Source organism: Pseudomonas sp. GW821-FHT07B01 (assembly GCF_059419065.1).
In genome coordinates this window covers 54,055-73,288 of record NZ_JBWKRA010000007.1, presented here as the reverse complement: position 1 = coordinate 73,288, position 19,234 = coordinate 54,055, and the positions used below count along the sequence as shown (strand labels likewise).

The 19,234-nt window shown below is 60.5% G+C and carries 15 protein-coding genes; 8 read left to right on the top strand and 7 right to left on the bottom strand.

Annotated features, from left to right (window positions below):
* Positions 1-32 precede the first annotated feature (32 nt).
* The gene (locus AC07S6_RS10090) at positions 33-995 is read left to right on the top strand and encodes a CobW family GTP-binding protein (RefSeq protein WP_495112284.1); all 963 of its coding nucleotides are present in this window, start codon (positions 33-35) and stop codon (positions 993-995) included.
* On the opposite strand, the gene AC07S6_RS10085 is transcribed toward AC07S6_RS10090, so the two are convergent.
* Positions 989-1,384, bottom strand: a complete 396-nt coding sequence (locus tag AC07S6_RS10085) for a DUF3301 domain-containing protein (protein WP_003195752.1) — start codon at positions 1,382-1,384, stop codon at positions 989-991. The two genes, AC07S6_RS10090 and AC07S6_RS10085, sit on opposite strands and share 7 nt — an antisense overlap.
* 117 nt (positions 1,385-1,501) lie before the next feature.
* Between AC07S6_RS10085 and pdxY the strand changes: the two genes are divergently transcribed.
* Positions 1,502-2,374, top strand: coding sequence for a pyridoxal kinase PdxY (gene pdxY / locus AC07S6_RS10080; RefSeq protein ID WP_089041545.1), 873 nt, complete (start codon positions 1,502-1,504; stop codon positions 2,372-2,374).
* Between the two features lie 133 nt (positions 2,375-2,507).
* Here pdxY and AC07S6_RS10075 read toward each other — a convergent pair whose 3' ends face one another.
* Complete coding sequence (locus AC07S6_RS10075) at positions 2,508-2,993, bottom strand: acyl-CoA thioesterase (RefSeq protein WP_003195747.1); 486 nt, start codon at positions 2,991-2,993, stop codon at positions 2,508-2,510.
* A gap of 282 nt (positions 2,994-3,275) precedes the next feature.
* Between AC07S6_RS10075 and AC07S6_RS10070 the strand changes: the two genes are divergently transcribed.
* Complete coding sequence (locus AC07S6_RS10070) at positions 3,276-5,036, top strand: cation:proton antiporter (RefSeq protein WP_495112236.1); 1,761 nt, start codon at positions 3,276-3,278, stop codon at positions 5,034-5,036.
* 69 nt (positions 5,037-5,105) lie between these two features.
* Here the strand turns inward: AC07S6_RS10070 and AC07S6_RS10065 are convergent, their stop codons facing one another.
* The 3 genes from AC07S6_RS10065 to uvrD form a co-directional block, all read right to left on the bottom strand.
* Complete coding sequence (locus AC07S6_RS10065; RefSeq protein ID WP_014720555.1) at positions 5,106-5,513, bottom strand: SMI1/KNR4 family protein; 408 nt, start codon at positions 5,511-5,513, stop codon at positions 5,106-5,108.
* A 135-nt stretch (positions 5,514-5,648) separates the two neighbouring features.
* On the bottom strand, positions 5,649-6,515 hold the full coding sequence (locus tag AC07S6_RS10060; protein ID WP_003195740.1) for a Tim44 domain-containing protein: 867 nt from the start codon (positions 6,513-6,515) through the stop codon (positions 5,649-5,651).
* Positions 6,516-6,732: 217 nt separating this feature from the next.
* Positions 6,733-8,916, bottom strand: a complete 2,184-nt coding sequence (gene uvrD, locus AC07S6_RS10055; protein ID WP_014720554.1) for a DNA helicase II — start codon at positions 8,914-8,916, stop codon at positions 6,733-6,735.
* A 277-nt stretch (positions 8,917-9,193) separates the two neighbouring features.
* Here uvrD and AC07S6_RS10050 point away from each other — a divergent pair, with 277 nt between their 5' ends.
* From AC07S6_RS10050 to AC07S6_RS10040, 3 genes are all read left to right on the top strand, one after another.
* The gene (locus AC07S6_RS10050) at positions 9,194-12,067 is read left to right on the top strand and encodes a putative bifunctional diguanylate cyclase/phosphodiesterase (protein ID WP_073843380.1); all 2,874 of its coding nucleotides are present in this window, start codon (positions 9,194-9,196) and stop codon (positions 12,065-12,067) included.
* A gap of 162 nt (positions 12,068-12,229) precedes the next feature.
* The gene (gene hexR / locus AC07S6_RS10045; RefSeq protein ID WP_003177007.1) at positions 12,230-13,096 is read left to right on the top strand and encodes a transcriptional regulator HexR; all 867 of its coding nucleotides are present in this window, start codon (positions 12,230-12,232) and stop codon (positions 13,094-13,096) included.
* A 262-nt stretch (positions 13,097-13,358) separates the two neighbouring features.
* Positions 13,359-13,556, top strand: a complete 198-nt coding sequence (locus AC07S6_RS10040; RefSeq protein ID WP_020302818.1) for a PA3496 family putative envelope integrity protein — start codon at positions 13,359-13,361, stop codon at positions 13,554-13,556.
* On the opposite strand, the gene AC07S6_RS10035 is transcribed toward AC07S6_RS10040, so the two are convergent.
* Positions 13,486-14,460, bottom strand: a complete 975-nt coding sequence (locus AC07S6_RS10035; protein ID WP_014720552.1) for a LysR family transcriptional regulator — start codon at positions 14,458-14,460, stop codon at positions 13,486-13,488. The two genes, AC07S6_RS10040 and AC07S6_RS10035, sit on opposite strands and share 71 nt — an antisense overlap.
* Positions 14,461-14,656: 196 nt before the next feature.
* Between AC07S6_RS10035 and AC07S6_RS10030 the strand changes: the two genes are divergently transcribed.
* Together AC07S6_RS10030 and oadA are read left to right on the top strand one after the other, a co-directional pair.
* Complete coding sequence (locus tag AC07S6_RS10030; RefSeq protein ID WP_003195732.1) at positions 14,657-16,072, top strand: acetyl-CoA carboxylase biotin carboxylase subunit; 1,416 nt, start codon at positions 14,657-14,659, stop codon at positions 16,070-16,072.
* 11 nt (positions 16,073-16,083) lie between these two features.
* Positions 16,084-17,892, top strand: a complete 1,809-nt coding sequence (gene oadA / locus AC07S6_RS10025) for a sodium-extruding oxaloacetate decarboxylase subunit alpha (protein WP_034129149.1) — start codon at positions 16,084-16,086, stop codon at positions 17,890-17,892.
* Between the two features lie 74 nt (positions 17,893-17,966).
* Here oadA and AC07S6_RS10020 read toward each other — a convergent pair whose 3' ends face one another.
* Positions 17,967-19,097, bottom strand: a complete 1,131-nt coding sequence (locus AC07S6_RS10020) for a hypothetical protein (protein ID WP_495112235.1) — start codon at positions 19,095-19,097, stop codon at positions 17,967-17,969.
* Positions 19,098-19,234: the final 137 nt, after the last annotated feature.

Here is a 19,234-nt window from a genome sequence, read left to right as displayed (position 1 = left end):
AAACGCTCTAAACGGCCTGAACCATGCCTCTTATGCTGCAGAACATTCCTACCCATGTGATTGCCGGGCCATTGGGCGCCGGCAAGACCAGCCTGATCAAGCACCTGCTTGCCCAGCGCCCGGCCAACGAGCGCTGGGCGGTGCTGATCAACGAATTCGGCCAGATCGGCCTGGACGCTGCCCTACTTACCCAAGACGATGACGGTATCGCCTTGGGTGAGGTGGCGGGCGGCTGTTTGTGTTGTGTGAACGGCGCACCGTTCCAGGTAGGGCTGGGCCGCTTGTTGCGTAAGGCTAAGCCGGACCGGCTGTTTATTGAACCCTCAGGCCTGGGCCATCCGGCGCAATTGCTCAAGCAACTGCGGCAGGCGCCATGGCAAGACGTGCTGGCCGTGCAGCCTTGCGTGCTGGTACTCGATGCCCAAGCATTGGCGGCGGGCAGGCCGTTGCCGCAGGCACAACAGGAGGCGTTGACCAGTGCCGGCCTGCTGGTGCTGAACAAGGACGAGACGCTGACTGCTACGCAACGTCAGGCGATCGAAGCGCAATTACCCGATTGCCCGCTCCATTGGACATGCCAGGCGCAATTGCCACTCGACCGGTTGCCCGGTTTGAAAGCACAGGCCCAAGTAGCTGTGGATAATTTCGACGTGCCTGAAGCGGTGGGGCAAATGCCGGCGATCTGGAGCGACCCTGGGCTGCCGATCAGTTTGAGCCAGAGCCAGGAGGGCGGCTGGAGCATTGGCTGGCGCTGGCACCCAAGCCAGCGATTCGATGTCAGCCGTCTGCATCAGTGGCTATCGAGTTTGGGCTGGCGCCGGGCCAAATTGGTTATCCACAGCGTTGAGGGTTGGGTGTCTGCCAACGCTGTGGATGACAGCCCACTGCACTGGCAACCCAGCGCTTGGCGGCGCGATTCACGTGTTGAGTTGATCTTCAGCGCACCACAGGACGTGGCCGCATTGCAAAGCGCCCTGGCAGCCTGCCGTTACTGATGTTTCTTGCTGGCGTGGTCCTGGCGCCACTGGCTCAATTCGATGATCTCGGCGCTGGGCAGCGGCTCCTTGGTTTCGAACGGGTAGGGCGCCAGTTCGATCTGCGCGCTGTGGGCGCCGAATTGGGTGATGACCCCAGCATGCCGGGTTTCGCCGGTCACCGTGAACTCGAAATTATAGATGCGCGCCAGGCGTCGGCGGCCATTGGCATCCTTGACGAAACCGATGCGTTTGAGCGCCACGGCACCGTCAAGCAGCTCGATATCGAGCTTGGCGCAATGCTGCTTGACCCGCGCCAGCGCCCGTTCACGCAGGCCGTGGTTGTGCCAAACCCAGGCGGCGCCGGTGGCCAGCAGCATCAAGACGAAGATGTTTCCCAGGGTCAGCATTCCATGAACTCCAACAAAGTGAGCGCAGCTTAACTGTGTCGCCGGTCTGTCGTACAGGCTGCGTTTAGTCGCATACTGCTCGGCCAGAAATTCAACGGTTTTACGGAAATCTCCCGCATGAAACGTACACCTCACCTGCTTGCGATCCAGTCTCATGTGGTCTTCGGCCACGCCGGAAACAGCGCCGCCGTGTTCCCCATGCAGCGGGTCGGGGTGAATGTCTGGCCGCTCAACACGGTGCAGTTCTCCAACCACACACAGTATGGACAGTGGGCGGGCGAAGTGTTGGCGCCGCAGCAAATTCCTGCGCTGGTAGAGGGCATTGCCGCGATTGGCGAACTGGGCAACTGTGATGCGGTGCTGTCCGGATACCTGGGCAGTGCAGACCAGGGCCGTGCCATCCTCAGCGGTGTGGCGCGCATCAAGGCGATCAACCCCAAGGCGCTGTACCTGTGCGACCCGGTGATGGGCCACCCGGAAAAGGGTTGCATCGTGCCGCAGGAGGTCAGCGATTTCCTCTTGGATGAAGCCGCCGCCATGGCGGACTTCCTGTGCCCCAACCAACTGGAGCTGGACAGTTTTGCCGGGCGCAAGCCGCAATCGCTGTTCGATTGCCTGGCGATGGCCAAGGCCTTGCTGGCGCGCGGGCCCAAGGCTGTGTTGGTCAAGCACCTGGATTACCCAGGCAAACTGCCAGAAGGTTTTGAAATGCTGCTGGTGACAGCTGAGGGCAGTTGGCACTTGCGCCGGCCCCTGCTGGCGTTTCCGCGCCAGCCAGTGGGCGTGGGCGACCTGACGTCCGGGCTGTTCCTGGCGCGGGTGCTGTTGGGTGATAGCCTGGTGGCCGCTTTTGAGTTCACCGCTGCGGCCGTGCATGAAGTGCTGCTGGAAACCCAGGCCTGCGCCAGTTATGAACTGGAACTGGTGCGGGCCCAGGACCGTATTGCCCACCCTCGTGTGCGCTTCGAAGCCACACCGATCGGCCTGTAATGACACAGAATCCAATGTGGGAGCGGGCTTGCCCGCGATGGCGGAGTCTCAGTCAAAGCGATGTCGACTGAACCACTGCTATCGCGGGCAAGCCCGCTCCCACAGGTTTTTGAGTTGATTAGCCGCTTGGAGTTTACGGCGCGTCGGCTTTGATTTCCCGGTAGCGCTTTTCCAGTTCCTGGCGAATCTGCCGACGTTGCTGAGCCTGCACAAAGCGGCGCTTGTCCTCGCTGTTCTGCGGCTGCAAGGGCGGTACGGCGGCAGGTTTGCGCTGGTCGTCCACGGCCACCATGGTGAAGAAGCAGCTGTTGGTATGGCGCACCGAGCGTTCACGGATATTCTCGGTCACCACCTTGATGCCCACTTCCATCGACGTATTGCCGGTGTAGTTGACTGACGCGAGGAAGGTCACCAGCTCACCGACATGAATCGGCTCGCGAAAGATCACCTGATCTACTGACAGCGTGACCACATAACGACCGGCATAACGGCTGGCGCAGGCATAGGCCACTTCGTCGAGGTACTTGAGCAGCGTGCCGCCGTGCACATTGCCAGAGAAGTTGGCCATGTCAGGGGTCATCAGTACCGTCATCGACAGCTGGGCGTTTCCGGGTTCCATAGCACACTCACGGGTTGTAGGCATTGGTTGGGGGGAGGCACCTCTGCGGGTACTCAAAATCTTTGCAGCGCCATCCCTAACGGGACGCCGTCAGGCGGCTTGCCGTCACGCGTGCAGCGATCTGTTTCCATATATTGCACCGGCTTTCCAGCAGAAGTCGCGGTGTTACCCTTCAAAAGCCCGTCTCAGGGCTTTTCTTACGATCAAGGCAGACTTTTCCGACCCTTCAAAGGCGAGGCCGGAAGTGGGAAAAGCGCCGGCACCCTCAAGGAGCCCCTCGCCATGCACGCCATCAGCTTTATCCAGGACTTGGCCGTGATCATGCTGGTGGCAGGGGTGGTCACCATCCTGTTTCACCGCTTCAAGCAGCCGGTGGTGTTGGGCTACATCGTCGCCGGCTTCATTATCGGCCCCCACACCCCGCCGTTTGGCCTGATCCACGATGAAGACACGATCAAGACCCTGGCGGAGTTGGGAGTCATCTTCCTGATGTTCTGCCTGGGCCTGGAATTCAGCCTGCGCAAGCTTTTCAAGGTAGGGGCCACGGCGTTTATCGCGGCGTTCCTGGAAATCGTGTTGATGATCTGGATCGGCTACGAGATCGGCCGCTGGTTCGACTGGAGCACTATGGACTCGCTGTTCCTCGGCGCGATCCTGGCAATCTCCTCGACCACCATTATCGTCAAGGCCCTCAACGATCTGAAGATGAAAGACCAGCGGTTCGCCCAGCTGATTTTCGGTGTGCTGATTGTGGAGGACATCCTGGGTATCGGCATCATTGCGTTGCTGTCGAGCATTGCGGTGAGTGGCACGGTCAGCTCCGGCGAGGTGTTCTCCACGGTCGGCAAGCTCTCGCTGTTCATGGTTGTCGCCCTGGTGATTGGTATTTTGCTGGTGCCGCGCCTGCTGGCTTATGTGGCCAAGTTTGAAAGCAACGAGATGCTGCTGATCACTGTATTGGGGCTGTGCTTCGGTTTCTGCCTGTTGGTGGTGAAGTTGGAATACAGCATGGTGCTCGGGGCCTTTTTGATCGGCGCAATCATGGCTGAATCCCGCCAGTTGATTAAGATCGAGGGCCTGATCGAGCCCGTTCGCGACATGTTCAGCGCAATTTTCTTCGTGGCGATTGGCTTGATGATCGACCCGCAGATTCTGCTGCAATACGCCTGGCCCATTGCGGTGATCACCGTGGCCGTGGTGCTGGGCAAGATGCTGTCGTGCGGGCTGGGCGCGTTTATCGCCGGCAACGATGGTCGCACCTCGCTGCGGGTTGGTATGGGGCTGTCACAAATTGGCGAGTTTTCTTTCATCATCGCGGCGCTGGGGATGACCCTGCAGGTCACCAGCGACTTTCTGTATCCCGTGGCGGTGGCCGTTTCGGCGATCACCACACTGCTGACGCCCTACCTGATTCGCGGGGCCGACCCGCTATCATTGAAGATCGCCGCACTGATGCCCACGCGAATGAGCCGAGTGTTCGGCATGTATGGAGAATGGTTGCGCAGCATTCAGCCCCAGGGCGAGGGGGCGATGTTGGCCGCGATGATCCGCAAGATCATCCTGCAAGTCGGGGTAAACCTGGCATTGGTGATCGCAATCTTCTTTGCCGGCAGCTTTTTCGCAGGGCGCATCGGTGGGTATCTGGAAGGCTGGGTCAGCGATCAAAGCTGGCAGAAGGCGTTGATCTGGGGCGGGGCGCTGCTAGTGTCGTTGCCGTTTCTGATTGCGGCGTATCGCAAGCTCAAGGCGCTGTCGATGCTGCTGGCGGAGATGAGCGTGAAGCCAGAGATAGCCGGGCGTCATACCCAGCGTGTGCGAAGGGTGATTGCGGAGCTGATCCCCCTCTTGTCGCTGCTGGTGATCTTCCTGCTATTGGCAGCCTTGTCGGCCAGTATTCTGCCGACCAACAAGTTGCTGGTGTTGATTGCCGTGGTCACGGCGGCGGTGGCTGCAGTGCTCTGGCGCTGGTTTATCCGTGTGCATACGCGGATGCAGGTTGCGTTGCTGGAGACGCTGGACAACCACAAGGATACGGAACACTGACTGGCGTTGGCGGGGGCTGCTTTGCAGCCCAGCGGGAGCAAGCTCCCTCGCCACAAAAGCTATCAAGTATCAGCTTTCCAGCCAGACGTCCCGTGCCCAGTGCCACACCGATTCCCAGGTTTCTTCGGTGACCAATTCTTCTTCGGCGGACCACAACACCACGGTGCCGTCTTCTTCGACGCAGTAGTAGTCGTCGCCGTCCTGGCAGATAGGGATCAGGCTGCGATCAACACCGGCATCCCAGGCGTTGGCGGCAACGTCCGGCAGGTAGGTGTGGGACTGTGGGTCGGTGACGGTCACCGGCTCCAGGCTGCCGTAGACCACGTCACTGACGGTCAGCAAGAATTCACGGAAGACAAAGGGGATGTCGATGAACAGTTGTTCCTCGATTTCCACCAGCAGGTCTTCGTCAGGCAGCTCCAAAGGAACCGGGACCGGTTCGTTGGCTTCACGCAGTTGTTCGATGATTTCTTCCACGGCCGGGATCCTCTTGCTAGATGGCGCGGTTTATAGGGGCGTTTTATACAGTAGCTCGCTATAAGTGCAACCGTGAAATAGAAAACCCCGGACATGTCCGGGGTTTTTGTTACCGCTTGCTCAACCGCGCAGGTATTAGCCGTTCTGGCGGATACCGGCGACCAGCCATGGCTGATCGTCGCCCTGGGCGCGTTCCATGTTCCAGCTTTCGCTGAACACTTCGCCCTGGTCGAAACGCGAGGACTTCGACACACCGCTGAAGGTCAGGGTGGCGATGGTCTTGTCGGCGCGATCATCCACGCCGTCGAGCTGTACGCGCAGGTCATCGATGTAGGTCGACTGGAAGGCGTCACCGATCTCGGCACGTTCGCGCTTGAGGAACTCCAGCAGTTGCGGGGTCACGAACTCGGAGATCTTGTCCATTTCGTTGGCGTCCCAATGCTGTTGCAGGGACTGGAAGTGGCTGCGGGCCGCTTCGACGAAACGCTCTTCGTTGAACCAGGCCGGTGCGTTGATTACCGGACGGGCGGCAGGCGCTGCCGAACCACCGAAGATCGAACCCATGGCAGGCTTTTGCTCGAACGCTTCACGCTGCATCGGCGCGCCGGCTGGAGCGAGGTGCTCCTGCTGCTTGCGGCGACGGGCGGCGATAAAGCGGAAGACCAAAAAGGCGATGACGCCCATGATCAGGATGTCGAAGATCTGCATGCCCTGGAAGCCGTCGCCCATGAACATGGACGCGAGCAGGCCACCGGCGGCGATGCCGGCCAGTGGGCCCAGCCAGCGCGAAGCACCGCCGGCCTTGGCAGCAGCGCCAGCGGCACCGGCTGCGCCTGCAGTAGCCGCAGCACCGCCCGCACCGGCGGATGGAGCCATTTGGCTGGTCTGGTGAGTCGGTGCCGCGCCCGAGCTTTTGCCGCCACCGAAGCGTTTGGCGTTGGCGTCGAGGCTCATCGTCAGGCCGATGCACAACGCCATGGCGATGCTAAGAAAACGTTTCATATAGGGAATTCCCATTTGTGGATTGCACGCGCGCCATGTTGCACAGGTGTCGTGGCAGTGGCTAGCGGCATAATGTTTCGGGCTTTTGCGTAAGACCAAATCCGAAGGGTCTGTAGGACTAATTACAGATATTGGCCCGCACGCCTCTAAAACAAGGGTGGGCCAATAATCTTCATGTTACGCAGTGTTTCATGATGGTGGGCTTATTGTGGCCAGCTCAGACCGCTTCGAGCTTGGCGTAACCCATCATCAGCCACTTGCTGCCCTCGGCGAAGTTCACCTGCACCCGGGCCTGGGCGCCGGCGCCTTCGAAGTTGAGGATCACGCCTTCGCCGAAGATCGCATGCTTGACCTGCTGGCCCAGGCTGAACGGGGTTTCCGGTATTTCGGAACCGGCAAACATGCTGCTGGAGTTCTGTTGCTGGCCACCGCCGAACGGGCGGCTGACGCTGTTGGACAAGCGCACTTCCTGGATCAGCCCCTTGGGCACCTCACGTACGAAGCGCGACACCTTATTGTAGGTTTCGCTACCGTACAGGCGTCGGGTCTCGGCGTAGGTCATCACCAGGTTCTGCATCGCCCGGGTAATGCCCACGTAGGCCAGGCGGCGTTCTTCTTCAAGGCGGCCGGGTTCTTCCAGGCTCATCTTGTGAGGGAACAGGCCTTCTTCCATGCCCACCAGGAACACGTAAGGGAATTCCAGGCCTTTGGCGCTGTGCAAGGTCATCAGCTGGATGCTGTCTTCATGCTCGTCGGCCTGGGTATCGCCGGCTTCCAGCGAGGCGTGGCCCAGGAAGGCGGCGAGCGGCGTCAGCTCTTCGTCGTCCTCGGTGTTTTCGAACGCGCGGGCGGCGCTGACCAGTTCCTCAAGGTTTTCTACCCGGGCCTGGCCTTTCTCGCCTTTTTCCGCTTCGTGATAGGCGATCAGCCCGGACTGCTCGATCACGGTCTGAGTCATCAGGTGCAGCGGCATCTCTGCGCACTTTGCGGCCAGGTTCTCGATCAGCTCGACAAACACCCCCAACGCCCCGGCAGCACGGCCAGTCAGGCCTTTGTTGGCGATCAGCAAGCGCATGGCTTCCCACATCGACACATCGGCATGGCGCGCATGGTCGCGGATCGCTTCGACGGTTTTCTCGCCAATGCCACGCGCCGGGATGTTGATCACCCGCTCCAGCGCTGCATCGTTACCACGGCCTTCAAGCAAACGCAGGTAGGCCATGGCGTTCTTGATTTCGGCGCGTTCGAAGAAGCGCTGGCCGCCATAGATGCGGTAGGGGATGCGCTCGCGCAGCAACGCTTCTTCCAGCACCCGCGACTGGGCGTTGGAACGGTACAGAATCGCGATATCGCTACGGGCCAGGCCGGTTTTCAGTGCGCTTTCAATGGTCTCGACCACGTAGCGCGCTTCATCGTGCTCATTGAACGCCGCGTACAGGTTGATCGCTTCGCCTTCCCCGCCGTCGGTCCACAACTCTTTGCCCAGGCGCCCGGTGTTGTTGGCGATCAAGGCGTTGGCCGCCTTGAGGATCCCGGCGGTGGAGCGGTAATTCTGCTCCAGGCGGATGGTCACCGCGTCCGGGAAGTCTTCGGAATACTGGTAGATGTTCTCGATTTTCGCGCCACGCCAGCCGTAGATCGATTGGTCGTCATCGCCCACCACCATCAGGCTGTCGCCGCCTTTGGCCAACAGACGCAACCAGGCGTACTGCACGGCGTTGGTGTCCTGGAACTCGTCCACCAGGATATGGCGGAAGCGTTTCTGGTAATGGGCCAGCAAACCGGGGTTGTCGCGCCACAGGTCGAGGGCACGCAGCAGCAGTTCGGAGAAGTCGATGACGCCAGCGCGCACGCAGGCCGCTTCATAGGCCTCATAAATGCTGCGCATTGTGGCCAGGAACAGGTCGCCGCTGGCTTGGATATGTTGCGGGCGCAGGCCCTCGTCTTTCTGGCCGTTGATAAACCACTGCGCCTGACGCGCCGGCCAGCGTTGTTCGTCCAGGCCCAGTTCGCGGATCACACGCTTGACCAGGCGTTGCTGGTCGTCGCTGTCGAGAATCTGGAAGGTCTGGCTCAGCCCCGCTTCCTGCCAATGCGCCCGCAACAGGCGGTGCGCCAGGCCGTGGAAGGTGCCCACCCACATGCCCGCCGGGCTGATGCCCATCAACTGCTCGATGCGATGACGCATCTCGGCAGCGGCCTTGTTGGTGAAGGTCACCGACAGGATGGAATGCGGGGACGCGTTTTCGACCTGGATCAACCAGGCGATACGGTGCACCAGCACTCGGGTTTTACCGGAGCCAGCACCGGCCAGGACCAACTGACGGCCAACGGGGGCCGCTACGGCCTGGCGTTGGGCATCGTTGAGGGAGTTCAGCAAAAGAGAGAGATCATCGCGCATCGACGCATTCTATGGGCCTTGGGGGGCCTGGGCAAATCCCAATGCCGGATGGTCGATGCAAAACGCCTGCAAGCTATCGACGGGCGAACATTCTGACGGGGGTGATGACCGGTTGGTCATCGGCCGCAACCCGTGCCGTGTCTTGCTCAAGCGGTCTGGGCCAAAGGTTTGCGGCCAATCGCAGGAGGTTTTTTATGACTTGTAGCAGTTTGGCCCAGGCGCTTGCTTGTGTATGCTCCGTCGACGTTTCGGGCTCACCATTATAAGAACACCGCCTATGACCCTTAGCACCGACCTGTTTGGCCCCTCGCCGGCCCCAGCACAGGTCATCCGTAAACACTATGCAACCCAAATCGCGGTTGAGCGCACGCGCTTGCTCTATCAGGGCTCGTTGCTGCCGACGCTGCTGATGCTGGTCAACGGGCTGGTCTGCGCCTGGTTGCTGTGGAACCCCAATCAATACCTGCTGGACAGCGTCTGGCTGCTCTGGCTGCTGGCCCTGGTGGCGATGCGCGTGATTCAAGTAGCGGCCTTTGACTCGGCCATGCCCAGCCGGCAGGCCCAGCCCGTGTGGCGCCGTATGTTCATGCTCGGCTCGGCGGTCAGTGGCCTGACCCTCTCGGTTGCGGCCATTGCCCTGGTGCCCACGGACAGTTTCATGCATCAGGCTTGGGTGTTTGGCCTGATTGGCGCCGCCACCTTGTCGGCCAGCGTGGCCTATGCCGTGAGCTTTTGGGCCTACCTGTCGTTTGCCTTGCCGTGCCTGGTGCCGGCCATCGTCTACCTGTTCTGGAATGGCACACCGCAGCAACAAGGCTGGGGCGTGCTCGGCCTGATCCTGCTGGCGTCCCTGAGCCTGGTGGCGTGGCAGGTCAACCGCCTGATCCAGCGCGGGTTGTTGCGCCGTTTCCAGAACCAGGCCCTGATCGAGCATTTACAGCAGGCGCAGCAACGCAGTGAGCAGTTGAACCAGGACCTGGTGCGCGAAGTCGAGCAGCGCCGCGAGGTGGAGCAGAACTTGCGTGAAGCCCAGGTCGGTCTGCAAGATCGTGTGGCGCAACGCAGCCAACAATTGGATGCTGCCAGCCTCGCCTTGAGTAAAAGCGAAGCGCGCCTGGCCATGGCCCTGCAAGCCAGTGAACTGGGCCTGTGGGACTGGAACCTGCAAACCGACGAGGTCCACCACACGCAACTCAAGGAGTTGTTTGGCCTGGAGCCCGAATACGTCACGGCGATGCTCAGCCACCTCAAACCGCGCCTGCACCCCGACGATCTGCCACTGCTCAAGCACGCGCTGGTAGAGCATCTCAAGGGTCGCAGCGAGGACTATCAGGTGGAATACCGGATACGTCATGGCGATGGGCATTGGGTGTGGATCGAAGACCGCGGGCGCGCCGTGGAGCGCACGCCCAGTGGCCGCGTCATCCGTATGCTGGGCACGCGTCGCGATATCAGTGCCAGCAAGGCCGTAGAAGAGCAGCAACGCCTGGCTTCGACGGTGTTCGAGGCGGCCAGCGAAGGCATTGTGATCCTCGACCCGAACTACGCGCTGATCGCCGTGAACCAGGCGTTCAGCCGCGTCACCGGCTTTGACATCGACGACATGCTTGGCCGCAACGTCGTGGAACTGCCCTGCAGTCGCGATGCGCGGCGCCACTTCCCGCTGATCCGCCAGGCATTGCTCAGCCACGGCACCTGGCAGGGCGAATTGGTGGAGACGCGCAAGAACGGCGAACTGTACCCGCAGTGGCTACAACTGAACGTGGTGCGCGATGTGCGGGGAAACGTCAGTCATATCGTAGGCTTCTTCGCCGATCTGTCCGCCCGCCGCGAGTCGGAGGAGCGCATGCGCTACCTCACACACTATGACGAGTTGACGGGCCTGGCCAACCGTTCGCTGTTTCGCGAACGGCTGCGCGAGGCTCACCAGCGCGTGCGCCAAGGCGGTCGCAGCCTTGCGCTGCTGCATATCAACCTCGACCGCTTCAAATTGCTCAATGACAGCCTGGGCCATGAAGTGGCCGACCAACTGCTGCAGAAAATGGCGCGGCGCTTGATCAACGCGCTGCCGGAGGCCGACACCATTGCGCGCCTGTCTGGTGATGAATTCGCCGTGTTGTTTGACGCCTATGGCAACCTATCGAGCCTGGCGCGGGTGGCGACCCGGCTGCTGGCGAAATTGCGCGTGCCGGTGAATGTGGAGGGGCATGAACTGGTGGTCAGCGCCTCGATGGGCGTGAGCCTGTTGCCGGATAACGCACGGGAAATTTCTGCACTGGTCAGCCAGGCGAATATGGCGATGCAGCACGCCAAGCATTTGGGCGGGAATAATTTCCAGTTCTTCACCGACAGCCTGCAAGCCAGCACCCTGGAGCGTTTGCAGCTGGAAAACCACCTGCGCAAAGCCATCGACGAGCGTCAACTCACGGTGTTTTACCAACCCAAGCTGTGCCTGGCGACGGGCAAGCTGAAGGCTGCCGAGGCGTTGGTCCGCTGGGAGCATCCGCAGTGGGGCATGGTGCCGCCGAGCGACTTTATCGGTTTGGCGGAAGAAACCGGCTTGATCGTGCCGTTGGGTGAATTTGTGCTGCGCCAGGCCTGCTGGCAGGCCTGCGAATGGCAGCGTCAGGGGCTGGCGCCGATTCGCGTGTCGGTCAACTTGTCGGTGCATCAGCTGCGCCAGGGCAAGCTGGTCAGCCTGGTACGCCAAGTGCTGGAAGAAACCGCACTGGACCCGCAATACCTGGAGCTGGAACTGACCGAAAGCCAGTTGCTCGACAGCGTTGAACACATCATCGCCACCTTCCAGCAACTGCGTGACCTGGGGGTGAAGCTGGCCATCGACGACTTTGGCACCGGTTACTCATCCCTCAGCTACCTCAAACGCATCCCGGTGGACTACGTAAAGATCGACCAGGCCTTTATTCGCGGGCTTGGCCAGGGGCGCGAGGATGCGGCAATCACCCGTGCGATCATCGCCATGGCTCACGGGTTGGCGCTCAAGGTAGTGGCCGAAGGCGTGGAGGATCAGCAGCAGCTGGATTTCCTGCGCGGCGAGCAGTGTGACGAGGTACAGGGTTACCTGATCAGCCCGCCCATGCGGGCCGAGGGGCTGGCAGATTTGTTACGTAAAAATGCAGATTTTTCTTAGCGCAGCGTAGGCCGCCTTTATGGCTACATAGCGCCTGCCCGCTGAATCAGGGGGGAGCAGGGCGATTTAGTGATGCATCACACGGGCAAAACGACAATTCTTGTAGTATAACTACAAGCTTGCTACATCCCTGGCGCCTGCCAATAACAAGAGTCCTGCCCTTTGAACCTGTTGCAACATATCGCCCAGTCGCGCCACCTGTTACGCAAATCGGAACTCAAGGTTGCCGATCATGTGCTGCTTGACCCTGCGGCCGTGATGCACAGTTCCATGGCCGACCTGGCCCACAGCGTGGGCATCAGTGAGCCGACCATCGTGCGCTTCTGTCGCGCCATTGGGTGCTCCGGGTTTCAGGATCTGAAACTCAAGCTGGCGCAAAGCCTGGCTGCTGGTGCGAGCTTCGGCCAGTTTGCAATCCATGAAGACGACTCCGTCGCCGACTACAGCCTGAAAATCTTCGACACCACCTTGCACACCTTGATGGAAGTGCGCGAGAAGCTCGACCCGGTGGAGCTGCAAAAGGCCGTGACCGCGATGTCCCAGGCCCAGCGCGTCGAGTTCTACGGCTTCGGTGCGTCCGGCGCGGTGGCGGCCGATGCCCAGCACAAGTTCTTCCGCCTGCTGCTGACCGCCGCGGCCTACAGCGACCCGCACATGCAGGCGATGTCGGCGGTGACCTTGAAGCCCACAGACGTGGCCATCTGCATTTCCCAATCCGGCCGTTCCAAAGACCTGCTGATCACCGCCAACCTGGTGCGTGAAAGCGGCGCTTCGCTGATCACCCTGTGCCCAAGCCAGACGCCATTGGCGGAGCTCTCCACGGTGAACCTGGCGATCGACGTGCATGAAGACACCGAAATCTACACGCCGCTGACCTCGCGCATTGCCCACCTGGTGGTCATCGACGTGTTGGCAATGGGCGTGGCCATGGCCCGTGGCCCGAGCCTGGTCAACCACCTCAAGAGCGTGAAGCGCAGTTTGCGCAGCCTTCGCCTCTCGCCAAAATCCGTCAAAGCCCTCGACGACTAAGCCCAGGCCATACTCGGTCAAAGTGTGGGAGCTGGCTTGCTGTGGCGAGGGAGCTTGCTCCCGCTGACTGCGCAGCAGTCTCCGGCTTTTTGGGGGCGCTTCGCACCCCAGGGCAAGCAAGCTTGCTCGCCACAGCAAACCAGCTCCCACAGGGAGTTTGCGTCAATTTCGCAAGATTCATCATCCTGTAATCCCCGCGCCGCCAAACCGTCATCCCCCGTGCCCATCCTGTACTCCCCGTACTCGCATTGGGAGACTCCAAATGACCCGGCCCTACGAAGACAGCAACAGCACCGTCAAGACCCGTCGTCAGCAGGAAGACCAGCGCCGCATGGCGTTCCGTCGCGCCATCGAAGATCGTTGCGAGGAGCGCCAGTTGCTCCAGAGCATCAGTGACTACCCGGAACTGCATTGGCAGGCACCCGTGGCTGCCCAGCGAAACGCTCAGCCAACGCGCTGATCTGCACCCGTTCGCTGCGAATAAAGCCCAGGAACGCATGGGCCACCGGTGACAGGCGTTTAGCCTTGGCCTGCACCAGGCACCAACTGCGGTACAGCGGCAGTTCTTCCACCGGCAGCTCCTTGAGCCCGCCGGTGGCCAGCTCCAGGTTCAAGGCGTGGCGCGTCAGCAGGGCCACGCCCAACCCTGCCGCCACACACTCACGCTGCGCCTCCGCCGAGGCCACTTCTACCGTTTGGGTGAAGTGCACGCGTTTTTCCTTGAAGTATTCTTCGCAGGCCAGCCGCGTGCCAGAGCCCGGTTCGCGGATGAGCAGGGTATAAGGCTCCAGGTCTTGCAGGCGCAGCGGCCCTTGCAGGCTCAAGGGATGATCCGGCAATGCCACGGCCACAATCGGGTTGTTGAGAAACGGCAGGAACTCCAGGCCCATGTCCTGGGGCACCATGGACATGATCACCAGGTCATCACGGTTGTCCGAGAGCCGGCGGATTACCTGGGCACGGTTGACCACCGTGAGCTGCAATTGCACTTCCGGATGCTGGCGCTTGAAGGCGGCGAACAGGTGCGGCACGAAATACTTGGCGCTGGACTCCACCGCCAGTTTCAGTTGGCCTTGCAGTGAACCCTGCATGTCCGACAGCTGCATATCGAGGTTTTCCAGGCGCCCGAAAATATCGCGGCTGGCCCGTTGCAAGGCTTCGGCGGCCTCGGTCATGTAGAGTTTTTTGCCGACATAGTCGAACAGCGGCTGGCCGACCAGTTCTTCCAGCTGGCGAATTTGCAGGCTGACCGCCGGTTGGGTGAGTGACATTTCCTCGGCGGCACGGCTGTAGGAACGCAAATCACACACTTCATTGAAGATCTGCAATTGACGCAATGTCATACGCATCAATGACTTACGCATTTTATAAGCCCTTAGCTCTCCGGTCGTCCGGCCAACTATAAGTCTTTACTTATACACAACCCAATAATTATTGATTTTTGTTAATTCTCCTGTGCGCATAGTGTGTGTCTCGCGACTGTCATGAAACATTTGGTCACGCGCCGACCCGCCTCAAGCGGGTCGAAGAACGCAGCAATCGGCTCAAGGGAATTTCCAAGTGATAAAAAAGATCCTGATCGCCAACCGTGGTGAAATTGCCGTACGAATCGTGCGTGCCTGCGCCGAGATGGGCATTCGCTCGGTCGCGGTTTATTCGGACGCCGACCGCCATGCGTTGCACGTCAAGCGTGCCGACGAAGCCCACAGCATCGGTGCCGAGCCGCTCGCCGGTTACTTGAACCCGCGCAAGCTGGTGAACCTGGCGGTGGAAACCGGCTGCGATGCGCTGCACCCCGGCTACGGCTTCCTGTCGGAAAACGCCGAATTGGCAGATATCTGTGCCGAGCGCGGCATCAAGTTCATCGGCCCCTCGGCAGAAGTGATTCGCCGCATGGGCGACAAGACCGAAGCGCGCCGCAGCATGATCAAGGCCGGTGTGCCGGTCACGCCGGGCACCGAAGGCAACGTTGCCGACATCCACGAAGCCCTCACTGAAGGCGACCGTATCGGTTACCCGGTGATGCTCAAGGCCACCTCCGGTGGTGGCGGCCGTGGCATTCGTCGTTGCAACAGTCGCGAAGAACTCGAGCAAGCCTTCCCCCGCGTGATTTCCGAGGCCACCAAGGCCTTCGGCTCGGCGGAAGTGTTCCTGGAAAAATGCATTGTTAACCCCAAGCACATCGAAGCGCAGATCCTCGGTGACAGCTTTGGCAACGTGGTGCACCTGTTCGAGCGTGATTGCTCGATCCAGCGTCGCAACCAGAAGCTGATCGAAATCGCCCCCAGCCCGCAACTGACCCCGGAACAGCGCGCCTACATCGGCGATCTGTCGGTGCGCGCCGCCAAGGCTGTGGGCTACGAGAACGCCGGCACCGTGGAGTTCCTGCTCGCCGAGGGCGAGGTGTACTTCATGGAGATGAACACGCGGGTGCAGGTGGAACACACCATCACCGAAGAAATCACCGGCATCGATATCGTTCGCGAGCAAATCCGCATCGCCTCCGGCCTGCCGTTGTCGGTCAAGCAGGAAGATATCCAGCACCGTGGTTTCGCGTTGCAGTTTCGTATCAACGCTGAAGACCCGAAGAACAACTTCCTCCCAAGCTTCGGCAAGATCACCCGTTACTACGCCCCTGGCGGCCCCGGCGTGCGTACCGACACGGCGATCTACACCGGCTACACCATCCCGCCGTTCTATGACTCCATGTGCCTGAAACTGGTGGTGTGGGCGTTGACCTGGGAAGAAGCCATGGACCGCGGCCTGCGTGCCCTGGACGACATGCGCCTGCAAGGCGTGAAGACCACTGCCGCCTATTACCAGGAAATCCTGCGCAACCCGGAATTCCGTAGCGGCCAGTTCAATACAAGCTTTGTGGAAAGCCACCCTGAGCTGACCAACTACTCGATCAAGCGCAAACCCGAAGAGCTGGCCCTGGCCATCGCCGCCGCCATCGCCGCCCACGCAGGCCTGTGAGGAATATAACAATGAGCAAGAAGATCTTCGTAACCGACACCATCCTGCGCGACGCCCATCAATCGTTGCTGGCCACCCGCATGCGTACCGACGACATGCTGCCGATCTGCGACAAGCTCGACAAAGTCGGCTACTGGTCCCTGGAAGTCTGGGGCGGCGCAACCTTCGACGCCTGTGTGCGCTTCCTCAAGGAAGACCCGTGGGAGCGCCTGCGCCAACTGCGTGCCGCGTTGCCTAACACGCGCCTGCAAATGCTGCTGCGCGGCCAGAACCTGCTGGGCTACCGCCATTACAGCGACGACGTGGTCAAGGCCTTCGTGGCCAAGGCGGCGGTCAACGGTATCGACGTGTTCCGCATTTTCGATGCGATGAACGACGTGCGTAACCTGCGCGTGGCCATTGAAGCGGTCAAGGCCGCTGGCAAACATGCACAAGGCACCATCGCCTACACCACCAGCCCAGTGCATACCGTGGAAGCGTTCGTGGCCCAGGCCAAGCAATTGGAAGCCATGGGCTGCGACTCCATCGCGATCAAGGACATGGCCGGCCTGCTCACGCCCTACGCCACTGGCGAACTGGTCAAGGCACTCAAAGCCGAGCAGAACCTGCCGATCTTCATCCACTCCCACGACACCGCGGGTCTGGCCGCGATGTGCCAACTCAAGGCCATCGAAAACGGTGCCGACCATATCGACACGGCCATCTCCAGCTTTGCCTGGGGCACCAGCCATCCGGGCACCGAATCGATGGTAGCGGCCCTTAAAGGCAGCGAGTTTGACACCGGCCTCGACCTGGAACTGCTGCAAGAGATCGGCCTGTACTTCTACGCCGTGCGCAAGAAATACCACCAGTTCGAGAGCGAATTCACCGCCGTCGACACCCGTGTGCAAGTCAACCAGGTGCCGGGCGGGATGATCTCCAACCTGGCCAACCAGCTCAAAGAGCAGGGCGCTCTGAACCGCATGAGCGAAGTGCTGGCCGAGATTCCACGAGTGCGTGAAGACCTCGGCTTCCCGCCACTGGTAACGCCGACCTCGCAGATCGTCGGCACCCAGGCGTTCTTCAACGTATTGGCCGGCGAGCGCTACAAAACCATTACCAACGAAGTGAAGCTCTATCTGCAAGGCGGTTACGGCAAGGCGCCGGGCACGGTGAACGAAAAACTGCGCCGCCAGGCCATCGGCAGCGAAGACGTGATCGACGTGCGCCCAGCGGATTTGCTCAAGCCGGAGATGACCAAGCTGCGCGGTGAAATCGGCGCATTGGCCAAGTCCGAAGAGGACGTGTTGACCTACGCCATGTTCCCGGACATCGGGCGCAAGTTCCTCGAAGAACGCGATGCCGGCACCCTGGCCCCAGAAGTGTTGTTGCCGATCCCGGAAGCGGGCGGCGTGGCCCGTGCTGGCGGTGAAGGTGTACCGACCGAATTCGTTATCGACGTGCACGGCGAAAGCTACCGTGTGGATATCACCGGTGTCGGTGTAAAGGCCGAAGGCAAGCGTCACTTCTACCTGTCCATCGACGGCATGCCGGAAGAAGTGGTGTTCGAGCCGCTAAACGAATTTGTCAGCAGCGGTGGCAGCAAGCGCAAGCACGCGACCGAACCGGGCCATGTCAGCACGGCGATGCCGGGCAATATCGTCGATGTGCTGGTCAAGGTCGGCGACGTGGTCAAGGCCGGCCAGGCCGTGTTGATTACCGAAGCCATGAAGATGGAGACCGAAGTGCAGGCAGCGATTGCCGGCAAGGTCGCCGCTGTTCATGTGGCCAAGGGCGACCGGGTGAACCCTGGGGAAATCCTGATCGAGATCGAAGGCTGATTACTCAGCCTCCCAACTACCGCTTAAACCTCGGGGGGGCATGTGCCCCCTTTTTTTTGCTGAATTTTTGACCGTCAGGCGGTGATTGCCGGGCTCTCCTTGCGTTTGAATTCGACAAAAATGCCCTTCGGGTTGTAGATCAATTCAGGTTCCAGGGTGGTCAGGTTACTGCTGATGGCGCCGAACCTTCCATCGATGGTGGTTGCTTTGGCGATGGGTAGCTGGCGCTTGAGCAACTCGTCGCTCTCTGGCTGTACGTCGAGGTGCAGGGTGGGGTTCCCTAACGTTAATGTGTTGCCGACGTTCAGCACGGAGTGCTGTTGATCCACACCGATTTTGAAATTCACGCTCGATCCTGGTTTCAGATTCAGATCATTGGTGATCCTTGTCCGCGCCGTAATCGCGGGGTCGAGCAGCAGGGTGCCGGCTACGTTAAGATTGTCGACGTTACCGCCGGAGTAGCTCGCGCCCGGCTCGATATCCATTGTGCCCTTGATCCCACTACGGTTGATCAACGTCGCGTCGCTGTACACCTTGCCTTGTCGGTTGGCGTGCAGTGCACCGGTCAGCTCCCAGGAGCCTTTGCCGACCCACAGATGCTGCATTCTTGTCGCCCCTTCAAAAGTCCCTCCTTCAGCATCGTCGAGAATCACCTGATTGATGCCACTGCCCCCATCCACTTCGCCGTTGAAACGGCTGCCTTTCTTGATAATCAACAGATCGTCGCCGCCTCCCATGTCGAGGGCTACGCCGTTGCCGCCGGTGATAACGCCCTGATTGGTCACTTCATCGGCTTTATTTCCGTCCAGCTTCACACCCGTGCCTGTTGCACCGGTGATGCCCCCTCGGTTATCCAGCCAGACGGAGGTGAGCCCGGAGCTGACCAAGCCATGAACAGGCGCCTTGATCTGTACATCCGGGCTGTTGACGATTTCAACGGCTGTCATGAGGTGGGGGTTAGCCAGGTTGGCGTCGCTTTGGGTCAGTTTGGCCAAGTGGTCGATATTCGTACCGTGACTGCTCGCTGAGCCTGGGGTAGTCATGAGTTTGATGGTATGGGTATTGAGCAAGCCATTGGACGGTTGGCTATGGGCAGTCTTGAGCTCGCCAGACATCGCTGGCGGGTGTACAGATGGTTGCGATGGTGTGGCCGGGGTGACGGCAGCGGCGAGGGACTGGGTGCCATGGGCAAACAGCATGCCCATGGAAGGGATAAACGAGAATGGCGAGATCATGGTTTCCGGCCTCTTCGGGGTAGGAGGCCGGAGTGTAGCGAGCACAATCACCGGCTTAATGTCAGGCGTTGTAACCGGCTTGAGCGTGAAGTTTCCTCAGTTGCTGT